The following is a 16,911-nucleotide window of genomic DNA, read 5'->3' as shown; positions in this document are numbered from 1 at the left end:
CGGTCGAACCTATGAGCGGTCCGGAGGGCCCGCAAACGCTGGCACTACTGTCTGTGTGTGCTGGAGATCGCACGAGTCAGCAAGCGGTTCGGGGCGCGGCAGGCGCTCGACGACGTCTCGTTCACCGTCGAGCCGGGCGAGGTGTTCGGGTTCGTCGGCAGCAACGGCGCCGGCAAGACCACGACGATGCGCATCGTGCTCGGGGTGCTCTCCGCCGACGCGGGCGAGGTGCGCTGGAAGGGCCGCCCGGTGGACGCCGACGTGCGCAGGCGCATCGGCTACATGCCCGAGGAGCGGGGCCTCTACCCGAAGATGCGAGTCGGTGACCAGCTGCGCTACCTGGCCAGGCTGCACGGCCTCTCCGCCGCGGACGCCGCCGCGGCCGTCACGGTGTGGACCGAGCGGCTCGGCGTCGGCGCGCGGCTCGGCGACGAGGTGCAGAAGCTCTCCCTCGGCAACCAGCAGCGGGTGCAGCTGTGCGCCGCGCTCGTGCACGCCCCGGAGGTGCTCGTGCTCGACGAACCGTTCTCCGGGCTCGACCCCACGGCGGTCGAGGTGATGAGCGGCGTGCTGCGCGACAAGGCCGACGCCGGCGTCCCGGTGATCTTCTCCAGCCACCAGCTCGAGCTCGTGGAGCGGCTGTGCGACCGGATCGGGATCATCGCGGACGGGCGCATGGTGGCCGTCGGCAGCGTCGCCGACCTGCGGGAACGCGGCGGTGCGGCCGCCGTGCTCGACGTCGAAGGGCCGCCGCCAGGCTGGGCTACGGCGCTGCAAGGCGTCGAGGTGCTCGACGACACCGACGGGCGCACCCGCGTGCGGCTCGCCGCGGGCACCGACGACCAGGACGTGCTGCGAGCGGCGCTCGCCGCTGGGCCGGTGCACGAGTTCCGCCGGTGGCGCCCGCCGCTCACCGAGCTCTACCGCGACGTCGTGCAGGCCGGCCCCGCGCAGGCGGAGGGCGCGGCATGAGCGCGCCGCTGCCCGCCCGCAGCGCGGTCCTGCTCGTCGCGCGCCGCGAGTTCGTCACGCAGGTCCGCTCGCGCAGCTTCGTGGTCGGCATCGTGATCACGCTCGTCTTCTTCGGCGGGCTGCTCCTGCTCGGCACCTACATCGGTGGCCAGACCTCGAGCCACACGCTCGGCGTCGCCCCACAGGCCGTGTCGATCCGGCCGGTCCTCGAGCAGACCGCACACCTGCAGGGCACCGAGCTCACCGTCCGCGAGGTCGACGACGCCGACGGACGCGGACAGGTCCGGGACGGGGCCCTCGACGCACTGCTCACCGGCGCGCCCGGCGCGTACGAGCTCGTCGGCCTCGACTCCGTGGAGGGCACACTGCAGGCGATCGTGGGGGACGCGGTCGCGCAGCAGGCCGTCACCGCGGCTCTCGCCGGCGCGGGGGTGGACCCCGCGCGGGTCGCGAACTCCTCCGCGCTCGAGGTCAGCACGCTGGAACCGGCCGACAGCGGGAGCGGCCAGCGGCTCGCGGTCGCGTTCGTCGGGACGATCCTGCTGTTCTTCTCGCTCAGCGGGTACGGCAACCTCGTCGCCACCGGCGTGGTCGAGGAGAAGCAGAGCCGGGTGGTGGAGCTGCTGCTCGCCACGATTACGCCGTGGCAGCTGCTGGCAGGCAAGGTACTCGGGCTCGGCGCGGTGGGGCTGCTGCAGCTGGTGATCCTCAGCGCGATCGCGGGCCTCGGAGCAGGTGCCGCCGGGTTGCTGGTGGTGCCGGGTGCCGCGATGGGCATGTTCGCGATGGTCGTGCTCTGGTACCTGCTCGGCTTCTTCCTCTACGCCTCGCTCTACGCGGCCGTCGGCTCCACGGTCTCGCGGCAGGAGGAGCTGCAGTCGGTCGTGGCACCGATGATCTTCCTGCTGCTGATCCCGTTCGTGCTGGCGCTCAACCTGCTGCCGAGCGACCCGCGCAACGGCCTCGCCGCCGTGCTGTCGTTCGTGCCGTTCTTCTCCCAGACGATCATGCCGGCGCGCTACGCACTCGGCGTCGCGTCGCTCGGGGAGGTACTGGTGGCCGCGGCGCTCGCCGCGGCGGCCATCGTGGTGGTTGTGCGGGTCGCCGGGCGCGTCTACCGGAACTCGGTGTTGCGCACCGGCGCCCGCGTCAGCCTCCGCGACGCCCTGACCAGCTGATCAGGGCGTCGGCGCCGGACGTGGCCGGGGCGACGGGCGCCGCGGCGCCGACTCGGCCGCCGGTGGCGGGGCCGGCACGGCCGGCACCGCCTCCTCGAGGAGCGGCCACTCCCCTCCGTAGTCCGCCCGAGTGGCCCGCCGCGACCGGACGACCCACACCGCGACCGCCAACAACACGGCGAGCGCCAGCCACCTGCCACGACGACCGCGGTGCCCCTCGACGTTCTCCGCCATAGACCTCCACCCTTCCGCCGGATGCGCACGAAGGGTAAGCCGTTCGCACGGGACCCGCGCCACGCCCCGCCCGGCGTTCTCGATCAGCGGTTGGTCATCGGCACGTACGGGCGCTCGGTGGCGCCGACGTACAGCTGGCGCGGCCGGCCGATCTTCGTGGCCGGATCGTTGATCATCTCGCGCCAGTGGGCGATCCACCCCGGCAGGCGGCCGAGGGCGAACAGAACCGTGAACATCTTCGTCGGGAAGCCCATGGCCCGGTAGATCACGCCGGTGTAGAAGTCGACGTTCGGGTAGAGCTTGCGCTCGACGAAGTAGTCGTCGGCAAGGGCCCGCTCCTCGAGCGCCTTCGCGATGTCGAGCAGCTGGTCGCTGACCCCGAGCTTCTTGAGGATCTCGTCGGCGCTCTGCTTCACGATCCGGGCGCGCGGGTCGTAGTTCTTGTAGACCCGGTGTCCGAAGCCCATCAGCCGGGCGCCGTGCTCCCGCTTCTTCACCCGCTCGATGAAGGCGTCGACGTTGCCCTCCTCGACGTCGCGGATCCGCTGCAGCATCTCCAGCACCGCCTGGTTCGCCCCGCCGTGCAGCGGCCCGAACAGGGCGTTGATGCCGGCGGAGATGCTCGCGAACAGGTTCGCCTGCGACGAGCCCACCATGCGGACCGTGGAGGTGGAGCAGTTCTGCTCGTGGTCGGCGTGCAGGATGAGCAGCACCTCGAGGGCACGGACGAAGTCGGGGTCGACCTCGTACGGCTCGGCCGGGAACCCGAAGGTCATCCGGAGGAAGTTCTCGACGAGCCCCAGCGAGTTGTCCGGGTAGAGGAACGGCTGGCCGATCGACTTCTTGTAGGCGTACGCGGCGATCGTCGGCACCTTGGCGAGCAGCCGCACTGTGGACAGCTCCACGGCGTCCTCGTCGAACGGGTCGAGGCTGTCCTGGTAGAAGGTCGACAGCGCGCTGACGGCGCTGGACAGCACCGGCATCGGGTGCGCGTCACGCGGGAAGCCGTCGAAGAACCGTTTCAGGTCCTCGTGCAGCAGGGTGTGGCGGCTGACCCGGTTCGTGAACGAGTCCAGCTGGTCCTTCGTGGGCAGCTCCCCGTAGATGAGCAGGTAGCTGGTCTCCAGGAACGTGGAGCTCTCCGCGAGCTGGTCGATCGGGTACCCGCGGTAGCGGAGGATGCCGGCGTCACCGTCGATGTAGGTGATCGCGGACGCACAGGAAGCGGTGTTGCCGTATCCGGAGTCGAACGTGACGAGTCCCGTCGACGGGAGCAGCTTCCCGATGTCGAACGCGGACGCACCCTCGGTCGCCGGCCGGATCGACATCTCGTACTCGCCGCCGGGGTGGTTCAGAACAGCGGCGCTGGTGGTCTCGTCGGCCATGTGGAGGTTCCCTCACACTCATGTTTTGCGTGGTTGGCCGCAACGCTAGTGCTCCGGATCGGAGTTGCGCCCGTCCTGGCATTGACGCGTTCATCACGACCAATGTCATGTGGCGTGCACAGGGCGGTAACGCCAGAACGCCGGGAACGCCGCTGCCACCACCACCGCACCGACGATCACGAGAACCCCGCCCACCGTCGCCGCCGTCCCGGGTCCCCACCAGGACGCCGCGGGGCCGTGCCAGAGGTCGGCGATCCGCGGACCGCCGACGACCACCACCGCGAAGACCCCCTGCATGCGCCCGCGCATCTCGTCGGTTGCCACGGACTGCAGCATGGACATGCGGAAGACGCCGCTCACCATGTCGCCCGCGCCCGCGAGAGCGAGGAAGATCACGGCGAGCCACAGCGATCCGGTGAGCCCGAACAACGCGACGCCGAGGCCCCAGACGCAGATCGAGAGCGTGACGGCCACTCCCTGGCGCGGGATCCGGTTCAGCCGGCCGGAGAACAGCGCGGCGAGGACCATCCCAGCCGGGATCGCGGCGAACAGCAGCCCGAGCGCGAACCCGCCGCCGGGCGGGTCCCCGTACACGGTGTGCGCGATCTCCGGGAACACCACCCGCGGCATGCCGAACGCCATCGCCACGATGTCCATCAGGAACGACACCAGCAGCACGGCGTGCATGGCCGCGTAGCGGAAACCCTCCGCGATCTCCCTCAGCCCGGCCCGCCTGCGCTCACCACCCGTCTCGGGCGGCACCGACGGCAGCTTCCAGGTCGCCCACAGCGTGGCGAGCAGGGCCAGCGCGTCGAGCAGGTAGAGCGTCGGGAGCCCGATCACCGGGATCAGGACGCCCGCGAGCAGCGGCCCCGCGATCGCGCCTGCCTGGTAGACGGTCATGTTGAGCGTGTTGGCCGCGGGGAGCTGTTCGGCGGGCAGCAGCCGCGGGATCACGGAGTTGCGCGCAGGCTGGTTGACCGCGAGGAACGCCGTCTGCGCGGCGAACAGCCCGAGCACGAGCCAGACCCCGCCGACGCCGCTCGCGGCCGTGACCCAGAGCGCAAGCGACGACAGCGCGATGCCCGCGTTGGTGAACAGCAGCAGGGTGCGCCGGTCCATGGCGTCGGCGATCGCGCCGCCCCACAGCCCGAACACGACCAGCGGCACGAGCCCGAAGAGGCCCGTCAGCCCGACGTACGCCGACGAGCCCGTGAGCTCGTAGATCTGCGCGGGCACCGCGACGACGGACAGCTGCGCCCCGATGACCGTGACGATGCCCGCGGTCCACAGCCTGCGGTAGGCCGGGGTGCGCAGGGGCCGGGTGTCGGTCAGTACCCCGCGCACCGAGCGCGCGATGCGCCTTGTGACTGGCTCGGGGCGCGCGGTCGGGCTGGTGGGGGCATCCGGGCCGGCATTGATCGGCTTCGTTGGGCCATCCGGACCGGACGTTGTCATACGACAACGAGTACCACGTTCCGCGAGTCGCGGTCTCCGTGCGCGCGAGTCGCGGTGTGAGTGCGCGCGAGTCGCGTGAGTGCGGGCTCGTCGGAGTCAGGGGGCCAGGCGGCGGACGCGCCATGTGCGGCTGTGCGGATCGTGCTCGAAGCGCAGCCGGTCGTGCATCCGGTTGCTCCGGCCCTGCCAGAACTCCACCTGCTCCGGCAGGATCCGCCAGCCGCCCCAGTGCGGCGGAGGCGGTACCTCCTCCTCGGCCGCGAAGCGCTGCGTGGCGGCCTTGAGCGCGTCGTCGAGCACGCGCCGGTCTCGCACCTCGACCGACTGGGCCGACGCCCATGCCCCGAGCTGGGAACCGCGGGGCCGGGTGGACCAGTACGCCGCGTTCTCCGCGGGCGTCACCAGCTCGACGTGGCCGCGCACGTGCACCTGCCGGTGCTGGGCGTACCAGGGGAAGGTGGCCGATGCGTACCGCGTGGCGCGCAGCTGGTGGCTCTTCGCTGACGTGTAGTTCGTGTAGAAGACGACGCCGCGGGCGTCGAGGCCCTTGCACAGCACCGTGCGCGAGGTCGGCCTGCCGTCCTCGCCCGTGGTGGCCAGCACCATCGCGTTGGGTTCCGCGACGCCATCGGTGATCGCCTCGTCCATCCACAGCGCCAGCTGTTCGTGCCACGTGGCGGCGAGATCGCCCACGTCGAGCTCGTCGGTACGCGCATAGTCCACGCGCATCGTCGCCAGCTGCTCTGCCATCGACGCCCTCCCCCGGGTAGCGGACCCACCACGCTATGTGCAACGACACGCGATCGACACCCCCGGTGACCGAAGCCACCCGGTCGCCCGTTGCACGTCCCCCGATGCAGCGGCAGGGTTGCGCCAACCACGACGAGGAGGACGCGGTGACCACTGCGCCGACCGCACCCGGATCGGACCAGGGCGAGGAGGCGGTACCGCCGCCTCCGCCCGGCTTCACCCCCGGCCTGGAGGGCCACGTCGCCTTCCGCACCCGCATCGCAGAACCCGACAAGGACGGCGGCTCGCTGCGCTACCGCGGCGTCGACATCGAGGACCTCGTCGGCAAGGTGACCTTCGGCAACGTATGGGCGTTGCTGGTCGACGGCCGGTTCGGGCCCGGCCTGCCACCCGCGGAGCCGTTCCCGATCCCGGTGCACACCGGCGACGTCCGGGTGGACGTGCAGGCGGCGCTGGCGATGCTCGCGCCGTACTGGGGCTACCGCCCGCTGCTCGACATCGGCGACGAGGAGGCCCGCGACCAGCTCGCGAGGGCATCGGTGATGGCGCTGTCGTACGTGGCGCAGTCGGCGCGCGGGATCGGCGTGCCCGCGGTGCCGCAGTCGCGCATCGACGAGTGCGAAACGATCACCGAGCGGTTCATGACGCGCTGGCGCGGGGAGCCCGACCCGGCCCACATCCAGGCAGTGGACGCGTACTGGGTGTCCGCCGCCGAGCACGGCATGAACGCCTCGACGTTCACCGCGCGGGTCATCGCCTCGACCGGTGCCGACGTCGCGGCGTCGATGTCGGGCGCGATCGGCGCCATGTCGGGCCCGCTGCACGGTGGCGCGCCGGCAAGGGTGCTGCCGATGATCGAGGAGGTCGAGCGGACGGGGGACCCCGAGGGCCTTGTCAAGGGCATCCTCGACCGCAAGGAGCGCCTGATGGGCTTCGGGCACCGCGTCTACCGGGCCGAGGACCCGCGTGCCCGCGTGCTGCGCCGCACGTGCCTCGAGCTGAAGGCCCCGCGCTACGACGCAGCGGCAGCGCTCGAACAGGCCGCGCTCACCGAGCTGCGCACCCGCAGGCCGGACCACCCGATCGAGACGAACGTCGAGTTCTGGGCCGCCGTGATCCTCGACTTCGCCGAGGTGCCGCCGCACATGATGCCCGCGATGTTCACCAGCGCCCGCACCGCGGGCTGGTCGGCGCACATCATGGAGCAGAAGCGCGAGGCCAAACTGGTGCGCCCGGCGGGGCAGTACATCGGCCCGCGCCCGAGGCGTCCTGAGGACGTCGAGGGCTGGTCCGACATAGCCCACGCCTGATTCCGACGAACGGCGCGTTTCGTCAGTCAGGTTCCGACGAGCGCGCCGTTCTTCGGAACGCGCTTGCGCACGAGCAGGGACAGGAAGCCCGCCACCACGCAGATCGCGCCGCCCACGTACCAGGCCGCGTCGTAGGCGCCCAGCTCGTCGCGCACGATGCCGGCGCCGAGCGCCATGGCCGCAGCGCCCACCTGGTGCGAGGCGAACACCCACCCGAAGACGACCGGTGCCGCCGCGCCGAAGAGCTCTCGGCACAGCGCCATCGTCGGCGGGATCGTGGCCACCCAGTCCAGGCCGTAGAACACGATGAACGCCACCATGTTGGCCTGGATGTCCGGCCCGAACAGTGCCGGGAGCGCGAGCAGTGAGAGCCCGCGCAGCACGTAGTAGACGAGCAGCAGGTAGCGCGGGTCCACGCGGTCGGTGAGCCAGCCGGACGCGATGGTGCCGGCCACGTCGAAGATCCCGACGAGCGCGAGCAGCCCCGCGGCGACCGTCTGCGGCATGCCGTGGTCGTGCGCGGCCGGGATGAAATGCGGCTGGATCAGGCCCATCGTGGTGGCACCGCAGATCATCATGCCGGCGGCCAGGTACCAGAACCCCTTCGTGCGGGCGGCCGTGACCAGCGCGCGCACGGCGAGCCGGCCCGCGCCGCTGCGCACCGGGTCGACGTCGTCGGCAGGGGTGCCGCCGTACGGCGCGACGCCGAGATCGCGGGGCCGGTCGCGCAGCAGCCACATGACGAGCGGGGCGACGGCGAGCGCCGTGAACGCGACCGCCAGCGCCGCAGGCCGCCAGCCGTACGCCTCGGCGAGCTGGGACACGAGCGGGAGGAACACCAGCCCGCCTGCGGCGCCGCCCGCTGTCAGCACCCCGGAGACGAGGCCGCGCCTGGCGACGAACCACCGCCCAGTCACGGTGGCCACGAGGGCGAGCGCCATCGATCCGGTGCCCAGGCCGACGAGCACGCCCCAGCAGAGGATCAGCTGCCAGCTCGCCGTCATGAACACGGTGAGCCCGCTCCCCGCGGCGACGACCACGAGCGCGGCCGTGACGACCGGCCGGATGCCGAAGCGCTCCATCAGCGCCGCCGCGAACGGTGCCGTGAGGCCGTAGAGCGCCATGTTGACGGCGGCGGCGAGGGAGATCGTGCTGATGGACCAGCCGAACTCGTCGTGCAGCGGGTTCATCAGGACGCCGGGCACCGCCCGGAAGCCGGCTGCCCCGACGAGGGCGAGGAAGGTCACGGCGGCCACCCACCAAGCGGGGTGGATGCGTCTCGCGCTCTCGAGCTGCGTCACGCAGGGAGTTTCGCTGCCGCGGAGACGATTCGACAGTGGCCCGACGGCCAATACATGAAAGAATCCAGCCATGCCCGAACGCCACGACGTCGCCGTGCTCGCGCTACCCGACGTGGTGGCGTTCGAACTGGGGCTGCCGCACAAGCTGATCGGCACGGCCGTCGACGACGCGGGGCAGCCGCTGTACCGGGTGCGCGTCGCCACGCTCGACGGCGGCCCGGTGCGCACGTCGGCGGGGTACAGCGTGCTCCCGGAGCACGACGCGTCGATCCTGCGCACCGCGGACACCGTCATCATCCCGGGGATCTACAGCGGCTCCGCGACGGAGCGCGGCGTGCTCGAACCGGAGCTCGCCGGGGCACTCGACGGCCTCGCCTCCCGAATGGTCTCGATCTGCACCGGCGCCTTCGTCCTCGCTGCCGCCGGCCTGCTCGACGGGCGCCGCGCCACCACCCACTGGATGCACGCCGACGCGTTCCAGGCGCTGTTCCCGCAGGTCGACCTCGACCCGGACGTCCTGTACGTCGACGACGGCGACGTTCTCACTTCCGCCGGCAACGCCGCGGGCATCGACCTGTGCCTGCACATCGTGCGGCGCGACCACGGCGCAGCGGTGGCCAACCGCGTTGCGCGGCGCAGCGTCGTCGCGCCGTGGCGCGAGGGCGGGCAGTCGCAGTTCATGGAGCCGGTACCCGACCCGGACGGCCCCGGCACCGCGCCCGCAAGGGCATGGGCCCTCGAACGGCTCCACGAGCCACTCAGCCTCGCCGACCTCGCCGCGCACTCCTCGATGAGCGTGCGGACCTTCACCCGCCGCTTCCGGGAGGAGACGGGCATGAGCCCGGCCCAGTGGCTCATCACGCAGCGGGTGGCGGCGGCGCGTCGGCTGCTGGAGACCACCGACCTGCCCGTCGAGCGGATCGCCGCCGAGTCCGGGTTCGGAACTACCGCGTCGCTTCGCCAGCACCTGCACGCCACCATCGGCGTGGCGCCGCTGGCGTACCGCAGGACCTACCGCGGGGCGGCCGGCCAATCCGCCGAGCGTGCGAGCTCGAGGTCGAGGCGCTCCTTGCGGATCCGCTGATCGAGGTAGAGCAACCCGGTGACGCCCACGCCGAACGGAGTGGCGAAGGTGGCCAGCACCACCGCGGCGAGCGGCACGCTGATGAGCATGGCGGCGGGCGGCAGCAAGACGGACAGCAGGACGACCACGACCATGACGACGACCGCCGGGATGACGATCATGAGCCCGGTGAGCAGCAGGATGCCGAACGTCCGCCACCAGTAACCGCGGACCAACTCGACGGAGCGGCGAAGAGCCGCCATGACCCCGATGGGTTCCAGCACGTACGCCGCCGGCGCAAAAACCCACAGCACGCCCAGATAACAGGTGACGACCACCGCGACCACCAGCAGCAACAGCCCCAACACGATCCCGCCGCCTGAGCCCGTCGCGGCGAAGACGAGCCCGAGAAACGTGGGGGCGAGCACGACCACCATGATCGCCAGCCAGACCAGCAGCGACAGCGCGATCAGGCCGGGCACTCGCGGCGCGATCACCTGCCAGGCCTGACGCACCCCGATGGACCGCCCGAGCACGGCCTGGCCGAGCGCGACGAGCAGCAGGCCGGCGAGCACCGCGCCGAGCACGACGGATACGAGGCTGCTCCCGACCGTGCCGATCAGCGAACCGACCAGTCCGCTGCTGCGGCCCTGCGCCAGTTCCGCGGGGTCGATCCCGACAAGGGCGAACTCGACGAGCAGCTGGATCGCCTGGACCACGACCATGACGACCGCCGTCACCCCGAGCGCCAGGGACGGATTGGACCTCATGTACCTGACGGTCCCGGTCAGCATGTCGTCGAGGCCGAGCGGGCGCAGCGGCACGATGCCGGGGCGGGGCGGCTGTGGAGCGGGCGGGCCGTAGGGCCCATGCCCGTATCCCGGTGCGCCGTACCCCGGTGGCGGCCCATAGGGCGGCGGCGGGCCGTAGCCGAACGACGGTGCATAGCCCGGTGGCGGCCCATAACCAGGTGGCGGCCCATAACCAGGTGGCGGCCCATAACCAGGTGGCGGCCCATAACCAGGTGGCGGCCCATAACCAGGTGGCGGGCCATAACCAGGTGGCGGGCCATAACCAGGTGGCGGGCCATAACCAGGTGGCGGGCCGTACCCCGGTGGCGGGCCGTACCCCGGCGGTGGGCCGTAGGTGGGTGGCGGGCCGTAGCCGGGTGGTCCGTACCCCGGCTGCCCGTATCCCGGTTGCTGGTGATCCTGCGGCTGGTGCCCCGGCTGCCCGTGGTCGACCGGTCCCTCCCCCGGCCGCGGCGGCTCCGGCGCACCGGCCGACAGAGCGGGCTCGGTCGCCACCGCGGGGCCATCGGTCGATCGTTTGTCGAGATCGATCCCCGGACCGTTCTCAGAGCCCGCGGCGGCGCCCGCACCCTCGTCGGCGCCCGCCCGCTCGTCGGGGCCGACCTGGGAGGTGGCCGGCTCCGCCGCGGCGTCCGCGGGTGATTCGGTTTCCTGTGCGGCCGGTTCTTCCGAGCTCGCCGGAGGCGCCTCGCCCGATTCGGGTACCGGTGCGGTCGGCCGGTCACCCTGCTCCGGCCGATCCGATGCGTTCGACATCTCCGCTTGCCCCTTCGCCGATGATCTCTCGACCATGGTGTCAGCGAACGGCCGCACGGGTGCGCCCGAACGGAGGCCGCGCACGCCAGGTCAACGCGCGCCGAGGTGACTTCACACACCCCGTGCCAGCTTCACACAAGGCCGGCCTTGTGTGATGTCCCTGTTCAGTGTGTGAAGTGCGGTTTGTCATCGGCCGCGGTGCGGACCCAGACCCGTTCGGGCCGCCGCGGCTGCGACAATCGGGACCGTGACCGTTTCCTCGTCCGCCGACCTGCAGATCCCCGCCGACCTCAAGCCCGCAGACGGACGCTTCGGCTGTGGCCCCTCGAAGGTCCGACCGGAGCAGCTCACGGCGCTGGCCGGAGCGGGTGCGGCGATCATGGGCACCTCGCACCGCCAGAAGCCGGTGAAGTCACTGGTCGGAAGGGTGCGCAGCGGGTTGCGGGAGCTGTTCTCGCTGCCCGATGGCTACGAGGTCGTGCTCGGCAACGGCGGGTCCACGGCGTTCTGGGACGCCGCGGCGTTCGGGCTGGTGCGCGAGCGCGCGCTGCACCTCGCGTACGGCGAGTTCTCCTCGAAGTTCGCCGACTCCACGCGCGGCGCCCCGTTCCTCGCCGACCCGCTGGTGGTCAAGGCCGAGCCGGGCAGCGCGCCCGAGCCGACCGCCGACCCCTCGTGCGACGTGCTGGCCTGGGCGCACAACGAGACGTCCACCGGCGTGTCCGTTCCGGTCGTGCGCCCCGAGGGCACCACACCCGACCAGCTCGTGCTCATCGACGCCACCTCCGGCGCGGCCGGGCTCCCGGTCGACGTGAGCCATGCCGACGCCTACTACTTCGCGCCGCAGAAGGGCTTCGCCTCCGACGGCGGGCTGTGGGCCGCACTGATGAGCCCCGCCGCCTTGGAGCGCGTGAGCGAGCTCGCCGCCACCGACCGCTGGATCCCGCCGTTCCTCTCCCTCGCCACGGCTGTCGACAACTCGGTGAAGGACCAGACCTACAACACGCCCGGGCTCGCCACGCTCTTCCTCATGGCCGAGCAGATCGACTGGATGCTCGGGCTCGGCGGGCTCGACGCCTGCGTCGCGCGCACGGCCGACTCGTCCGGGCGGCTCTACGCGTGGGCGGAGAAGTCGGAGTTCGCCACCCCGTTCGTGACCGATCCGGCCCACCGGTCCCAGGTGGTCGGCACGATCGACTTCGTCGACTCGGTCGACGCGGCGGCCGTCGCCAAGATTCTGCGCGCCAACGGCATCGTCGACACGGAGCCGTACCGCAAGCTGGGCCGCAACCAGCTGCGCATCGGGATGTTCCCCGCGGTCGACCCTGCCGACATCAGCGCACTGACGGGGTGCATCGACTGGGTCGTCGAGCGGCTGTCCTGATCACCGCTGTGAGCGCTGCGTAGTCACACCAGTAACATGCGTCCCAGCTCAACCCGGGAGTCGTCGGCGCGCCTCCGACGCAGGGTGCGATCCGGCAACTAACGTCACCCGGACGGGGAGAACGAGAGCGGGAGGGCCGCTGATGCGGGCGCTGCGGGTCGTCGGGATCACCGAGGGTGGCGGTGAGTTCTCCGTCGTCCTCGAGGACCCGGTGCGACGCGAGCGCTTCACCGTGCCCGCCGACGAGCAGCTTCGCGCTGCCGCAAGGGGGGATCTCACCCGGCTCGGACAGATCTCGATCGAGTTGGAGAGCCAGTTGCGTCCACGTGAGATCCAGGCCCGCATCCGCGCCGGGGCGTCCGTGGAGCAGGTCGCCGCCGCGGCCGGCGTGCCGATCCAGAAGATCGAGCGGTTCGCCTACCCCGTGCTCCTGGAACGCTCCCGCACCGCGGAGGTCGCCCAGCGCGCCCACCCCATGCGCGCGGACGGGCCCGACACCCGCACCCTCGGCGATGTCGTCGCCCACACCTTCGGCCTGCGCGGCCAGGAGTACGCCGACGCCGACTGGGATTCGTGGAAGGGCGAGGACGGCAAGTGGGTCGTCGCCCTGTCCTGGCAGGCGGGCCGTTCCGACAACCGCGCGCACTGGACGTTCCAGCCGGGCGCCCACGGCGGCACGGTCACCGCGGTCGACGAGCACGCCAGCGACCTGGTCGAGGGCCTGCCCGCGCGGCCGCTGCGCACCGTCGGTCCGGTCATCGACATCGCCCGTCCCGAGGATCCCGAGCCCGCCCCGGGACCCGAGGAGGAGCTGCGGGCGGCCGCGTCCGACGGCGTTCGCGGCTCGCGGATCGACACGCCGCCCCCCGCCGACGCCCGCACGGTCGAGCGCTCGCCTGCTCGCACCGCACCCGAGCCCCGCCGGTCGGTGCCGCCGACGCAACGCCAGTCCCCCGTCGAGCCGCCGCGCTCCGAGCCGGCCCGCCCGGAGCGCAACCGGCCCGAGCCGGCCCCCGTCGACGCGGGCGATCGTGACCGGCGGCAGCGGCCCACCCAGGTGGACCCGCCCGCCGCCTCCGCGAGCCGACCGGAGCGCACCGAAAGCGCCAGGCCGGAAGCCGCCGAGCCCACCGCCCCGGAACCCGGGACGAACAACGGCAGTGCCGTCCGCGAGCCCGCCGTCCGCTCCGAGCGCCGCCACCCGGGGCCTGCCGGCACCGAGAAGGCCCCGAGCAGGCCTGCGGCGAGCCCGGAACCTGCGGCCGAAGCTCCCGCTCCCGAGGAGCCGGCCGAGACCGTCCCGCCCGAGCCGCCTGCGGCGGCCGCCCAGCCGAACGCCGCGGGCAAGCGCACCAAGAAGGGCAAGCCGGTGATGCCGTCCTGGGACGAGGTCCTGCTCGGGGTACGCGGCCAGCGCTGACCCGCTCGGGCCGGGTCCTGCCGATCGGCAGGGCGGGTCGTTGCCTTTCGGCAGCGGCGCCGAGCCCTCGCCGTGCCGACGCTGGCACGGGTGATCGTTCTCGATATCCCGGACGTCCCCGACGTCAGCGCCGAGTGGTACCGCGGCATCGTCGGCGCGGCCGCCGAGCTCCCGGCCCCGCTGCAGGCGGCGACCGCTCTCGCCACGGATGCGGTGCTCGCGGTGTACCTCGCCGCGTTCGCGCTGCTCTGGTGGCGCGCCCGCACCCGGCAGGCGACCGTCGCCGCACGTGCGCTCGCCGCGCCCGTCGTCACGGTGCTGGCGTACGCGCTCAGTGAGACCGCCAAGGAGTGGAAAGCGGTCGACCGGCCATGCCGGCTCGTCGCGGCGCCGACGATCGCGCCGTGCCCCGCGGTGGGCGACTGGTCGTTCCCGAGCAACCACGCCTCCGTCGCCGGAGCGGTCGCGGTGGCCGTGCTGTGGTCGGCCGCCCGACTCGGCTTCGCCGTGCTCGTGCTCGCTGCGGCGGCGGCCGCGTCCCGAGTGGTGGTCGGCGTGCACTTCCCGCACGACGTCGTGGCCGGCTTCCTGCTGGGCGCCGTCGTGGCCGCCGCGCTACCTACGATCGCCCACATGGGAGAGACGACCGTGCTGCGGCTGCGCTCCCGGCCCACGGGCCGGCTGGTTCTCGGCGCCGGGCCGGTCGAGGCCCCCACCCAACCGCTCCGCGTGCGGTGACGCTCCGGGCGGTCCTGTGGGTCCTCGGCACCGTCCCGGTGCTGTGGGCCGGTCTCGCCTCATCGCCCGACCGGTTCGCCCCGGCCGAGGTCGCCGCCCACGTCGTGGCGCTCGGCGTCGCGGTGCTGCTCACCGAGCGGCGGCCCTACCTCGCGCTGGCGATCGCCGTCGCGGCGTGGGAGATCGGCTACCTCGGCCGCGCGGAGACCGACTCCGTGCTGGGTGCGTCGACGCTCGCCGTCGGGCTCGCGGGCGTCGCGCTCCTCGCGGGGCGCAGTGCGGCGTCGGGACACCGCGACGCCGCCGTGCTCGTACTCGGGCCCGCCGCGGGCGCGGTCACAGCCCTGCTCGTCGTCGGCGAGGCCGATACCGCGATCGGGACCGCTGTCGGCGCCGCCGTGCTGTCCACCGTGCCGTGGACCGTCGGCCGCTACCGCCGCCTGCGCGACGAGCTGGTGCGCGCAGGCTGGGATCGGGCAGCCCGCTGGGAGCGCGAGGCCGAGCATGCCCGCGCAAGGGAGCGGGCCCGGCTCGCCGGCGAGATGCACGACCTGCTCGGGCACGAGCTGGCCAGGGCGGCCCTCCAGATCGGCGCGCTCGAGCTCGACCCCACCCTCGATGCGCGGTACCGCTCCGCCGCCGGGTCCGCCCGGGCCGGCATCACGGCCGCGGCCGAGCGGCTCGCCGACACCGTGCGCCTGCTCAGGGCCGAGCCCGACGATCCCGGACGGACCGTGCCCGAGCTCGTCGAGCGCAGCGCCGCGGCCGGTCTCGACGTCACCCTCGAGGCCGCAGAGCTCCGCCCGCACGATCCGGTGGTGGCCGCGACCCTGAGCCGCGTGGTCGCGGAGACGCTGACCAACGCGATGAAGCACGCCCCCGGCGCCCCGGTCCGGGTCACGCTGGGGGATGCCGAGCACGGGCCAGAGGTGGCTGTCGACAGCGGCCCGGCGCCGCGCGCCACCGCGCCCGGTGCCGGGCTCGGGCTGGCCGGCCTCGCCGAGCGCGTCCGGCTGCTCGGAGGCGCGTTCACGGCCGGCCCCGCCCCGGACGGCGGGTTCCGCGTCACGGCCTGCCTTCCCCGATCACCCACGGCGCCTGCCCCCATGACCACCGACGTCGAGCAGCGCCGCGCCCGGGAACGCATGCGCCGCGCGGGACGGCGGGTCGTGCTGGCCGCGGCGCTCGTGTCGGTCACCGGGGTCGCCGCTGTGCTCGCCTACATGTGGTTCGACGCCGCCACGTCCGTGCTCGACCCGGCCGGCATCCGTCCCGGTGATCCGATCAGCGAGGTCACGCTGCCGGAACGGATTCGCACGGACGGTCCCGGCGACGTGCCGGCGGAGCCGCCGGGCGCGACCTGCCGCTACTACAGCACCCACGCCAACCCGTTCGACGCGCACGGCAGCGACCTGTATCGGCTCTGCGTCCGCGAGGATCGGGTCGTGGGAGTCGAGCTGATCACCCGATGATCCGCGTCGTGATCGCCGACGACGAGCCGGTCGTCCGCGTAGGAGTCGCGGCGGTGCTGGGCACCGCGGGCGACATCGAGGTCGTCGGCGAGGCCGCCGACGGGCGGGAAGCCGTGGACATGGTGCGGGCGCACCGGCCGGACGTGGCGGTGCTCGACATCCGGATGCCACACCTCGACGGCGTCGACGCGGCCGCGGAGCTGGTCCGCATCGGGATCGCCACGCCGGTGCTCGTGCTCACCACGTTCGCCGACGACGCGTCGATCACGCGTGCCCTCGGCGGTGGGGCCGCGGGGTTCGTCCTCAAGACCGGTGACCCGCAGGAGCTCGTCCTCGGCGTCCGTGCCGTCGCATCGGGCGCGGCATACCTCTCACCGCTCGTCACCCGCCGGGTATTGGACGGCCTGCCGACCACGCACCGAGCGGGCAGCGCCCACGCGCAGGTCGCCGCGCTCACCGACCGGGAGCGCGAGGTGCTCGGCCTCATCGGAGCCGGCCTGTCGAACGCCGAGATCGGCCGCAGGCTGCACGTCGTCGAGGGCACCGTGAAGATCTACGTCAGCACGATCCTCGGCCGGCTCGGTGCCCGCAACCGGGTGCAGGCCGCGATCGTCGCCCACGACGCCGGGCTCATCCCGCCCCCAGGAGGGCCGGCGGGCTGCCTTTGACCGAGACCGT

At 72.8% G+C, this 16,911-nt stretch carries 15 protein-coding genes; 9 read left to right on the top strand and 6 right to left on the bottom strand.

Annotation, left to right across the window (positions count from 1 at the left end):
• Positions 1 to 57 precede the first annotated feature (57 nt).
• The gene (locus K1T35_RS03485; protein WP_220258744.1) at positions 58 to 972 is read left to right on the top strand and encodes an ABC transporter ATP-binding protein; all 915 of its coding nucleotides are present in this window, start codon (positions 58 to 60) and stop codon (positions 970 to 972) included.
• Positions 969 to 2,150 (top strand): ABC transporter permease, encoded by a 1,182-nt coding sequence (locus tag K1T35_RS03480; RefSeq protein WP_220258743.1) that lies wholly within the window; start codon positions 969 to 971, stop codon positions 2,148 to 2,150. The genes K1T35_RS03485 and K1T35_RS03480 overlap by 4 nt, the downstream gene beginning before the upstream one ends.
• Here the strand turns inward: K1T35_RS03480 and K1T35_RS03475 are convergent, their stop codons facing one another.
• From K1T35_RS03475 to pdxH, 4 genes are all read right to left on the bottom strand, one after another.
• Entirely contained in the window at positions 2,151 to 2,384 is a 234-nt protein-coding gene (locus tag K1T35_RS03475; RefSeq protein WP_220258742.1) for a hypothetical protein, read from the bottom strand.
• An 83-nt stretch (positions 2,385 to 2,467) separates the two neighbouring features.
• On the bottom strand, positions 2,468 to 3,769 hold the full coding sequence (locus K1T35_RS03470; protein ID WP_220258741.1) for a citrate synthase: 1,302 nt from the start codon (positions 3,767 to 3,769) through the stop codon (positions 2,468 to 2,470).
• 105 nt (positions 3,770 to 3,874) lie between these two features.
• A complete protein-coding gene (locus K1T35_RS03465; protein WP_370645304.1) occupies positions 3,875 to 5,116 on the bottom strand; it encodes an MFS transporter in 1,242 nt (413 codons plus the stop codon).
• 207 nt (positions 5,117 to 5,323) lie between these two features.
• The gene (gene pdxH / locus K1T35_RS03460; protein WP_220258739.1) at positions 5,324 to 5,977 is read right to left on the bottom strand and encodes a pyridoxamine 5'-phosphate oxidase; all 654 of its coding nucleotides are present in this window, start codon (positions 5,975 to 5,977) and stop codon (positions 5,324 to 5,326) included.
• A 146-nt stretch (positions 5,978 to 6,123) separates the two neighbouring features.
• Here pdxH and K1T35_RS03455 point away from each other — a divergent pair, with 146 nt between their 5' ends.
• Positions 6,124 to 7,287 carry a citrate synthase 2 gene (locus K1T35_RS03455; protein WP_370645303.1) on the top strand — a complete coding sequence of 388 codons (1,164 nt, stop codon included), beginning with the start codon at positions 6,124 to 6,126 and terminating at the stop codon, positions 7,285 to 7,287.
• A gap of 26 nt (positions 7,288 to 7,313) precedes the next feature.
• Here the strand turns inward: K1T35_RS03455 and K1T35_RS03450 are convergent, their stop codons facing one another.
• Positions 7,314 to 8,660 (bottom strand): MFS transporter, encoded by a 1,347-nt coding sequence (locus K1T35_RS03450; protein WP_220258737.1) that lies wholly within the window; start codon positions 8,658 to 8,660, stop codon positions 7,314 to 7,316.
• Here K1T35_RS03450 and K1T35_RS03445 point away from each other — a divergent pair.
• Positions 8,659 to 9,672 (top strand): GlxA family transcriptional regulator, encoded by a 1,014-nt coding sequence (locus K1T35_RS03445; RefSeq protein WP_220258736.1) that lies wholly within the window; start codon positions 8,659 to 8,661, stop codon positions 9,670 to 9,672. The genes K1T35_RS03450 and K1T35_RS03445 overlap by 2 nt on opposite strands.
• On the opposite strand, the gene K1T35_RS03440 is transcribed toward K1T35_RS03445, so the two are convergent.
• Entirely contained in the window at positions 9,600 to 10,421 is an 822-nt protein-coding gene (locus tag K1T35_RS03440) for a hypothetical protein (RefSeq protein ID WP_220258735.1), read from the bottom strand. The two genes, K1T35_RS03445 and K1T35_RS03440, sit on opposite strands and share 73 nt — an antisense overlap.
• A 1,045-nt stretch (positions 10,422 to 11,466) precedes the next feature.
• Here K1T35_RS03440 and serC point away from each other — a divergent pair.
• The 5 genes from serC to K1T35_RS03415 all read left to right on the top strand — a co-directional run bounded on the left by serC (position 11,467) and on the right by K1T35_RS03415 (position 16,901).
• Entirely contained in the window at positions 11,467 to 12,603 is a 1,137-nt protein-coding gene (serC, locus tag K1T35_RS03435; protein WP_220258734.1) for a phosphoserine transaminase, read from the top strand.
• A gap of 142 nt (positions 12,604 to 12,745) precedes the next feature.
• Positions 12,746 to 14,023, top strand: coding sequence for a septation protein SepH (gene sepH / locus K1T35_RS03430; protein ID WP_220258733.1), 1,278 nt, complete (start codon positions 12,746 to 12,748; stop codon positions 14,021 to 14,023).
• A gap of 90 nt (positions 14,024 to 14,113) precedes the next feature.
• Complete coding sequence (locus tag K1T35_RS03425) at positions 14,114 to 14,761, top strand: phosphatase PAP2 family protein (RefSeq protein WP_255621548.1); 648 nt, start codon at positions 14,114 to 14,116, stop codon at positions 14,759 to 14,761.
• Positions 14,758 to 16,233, top strand: a complete 1,476-nt coding sequence (locus K1T35_RS03420) for a sensor histidine kinase (protein ID WP_220258731.1) — start codon at positions 14,758 to 14,760, stop codon at positions 16,231 to 16,233. Before K1T35_RS03425 ends, K1T35_RS03420 begins: the two co-directional genes overlap by 4 nt.
• Positions 16,230 to 16,901: a response regulator transcription factor gene (locus K1T35_RS03415; RefSeq protein ID WP_220258730.1), complete on the top strand. Its 672-nt coding sequence runs from the start codon at positions 16,230 to 16,232 to the stop codon at positions 16,899 to 16,901. The genes K1T35_RS03420 and K1T35_RS03415 overlap by 4 nt, the downstream gene beginning before the upstream one ends.
• Positions 16,902 to 16,911: the final 10 nt, after the last annotated feature.

Origin of the sequence: Pseudonocardia sp. DSM 110487, assembly GCF_019468565.1 — a bacterium.
Classification (GTDB): Bacteria; Actinomycetota; Actinomycetes; order Mycobacteriales; family Pseudonocardiaceae; genus Pseudonocardia.
This window is presented reverse-complemented; position numbering and strand designations above follow the sequence as displayed.

Coding starts and splice junctions, on each gene's coding strand:
- K1T35_RS03445 (WP_220258736.1), top strand. CDS start 8,659: ATGCCCGAACGCCACGACGTCGCCGTGCTCGCGCTACCCGACGTGGTG.
- K1T35_RS03480 (WP_220258743.1), top strand. CDS start 969: ATGAGCGCGCCGCTGCCCGCCCGCAGCGCGGTCCTGCTCGTCGCGCGC.
- sepH (WP_220258733.1), top strand. CDS start 12,746: ATGCGGGCGCTGCGGGTCGTCGGGATCACCGAGGGTGGCGGTGAGTTC.
- K1T35_RS03470 (WP_220258741.1), bottom strand. CDS start 3,769: ATGGCCGACGAGACCACCAGCGCCGCTGTTCTGAACCACCCCGGCGGC.
- K1T35_RS03450 (WP_220258737.1), bottom strand. CDS start 8,660: ATGGCTGGATTCTTTCATGTATTGGCCGTCGGGCCACTGTCGAATCGT.
- K1T35_RS03440 (WP_220258735.1), bottom strand. CDS start 10,421: ATGAGGTCCAATCCGTCCCTGGCGCTCGGGGTGACGGCGGTCGTCATG.
- K1T35_RS03415 (WP_220258730.1), top strand. CDS start 16,230: ATGATCCGCGTCGTGATCGCCGACGACGAGCCGGTCGTCCGCGTAGGA.
- K1T35_RS03475 (WP_220258742.1), bottom strand. CDS start 2,384: ATGGCGGAGAACGTCGAGGGGCACCGCGGTCGTCGTGGCAGGTGGCTG.
- pdxH (WP_220258739.1), bottom strand. CDS start 5,977: ATGGCAGAGCAGCTGGCGACGATGCGCGTGGACTATGCGCGTACCGAC.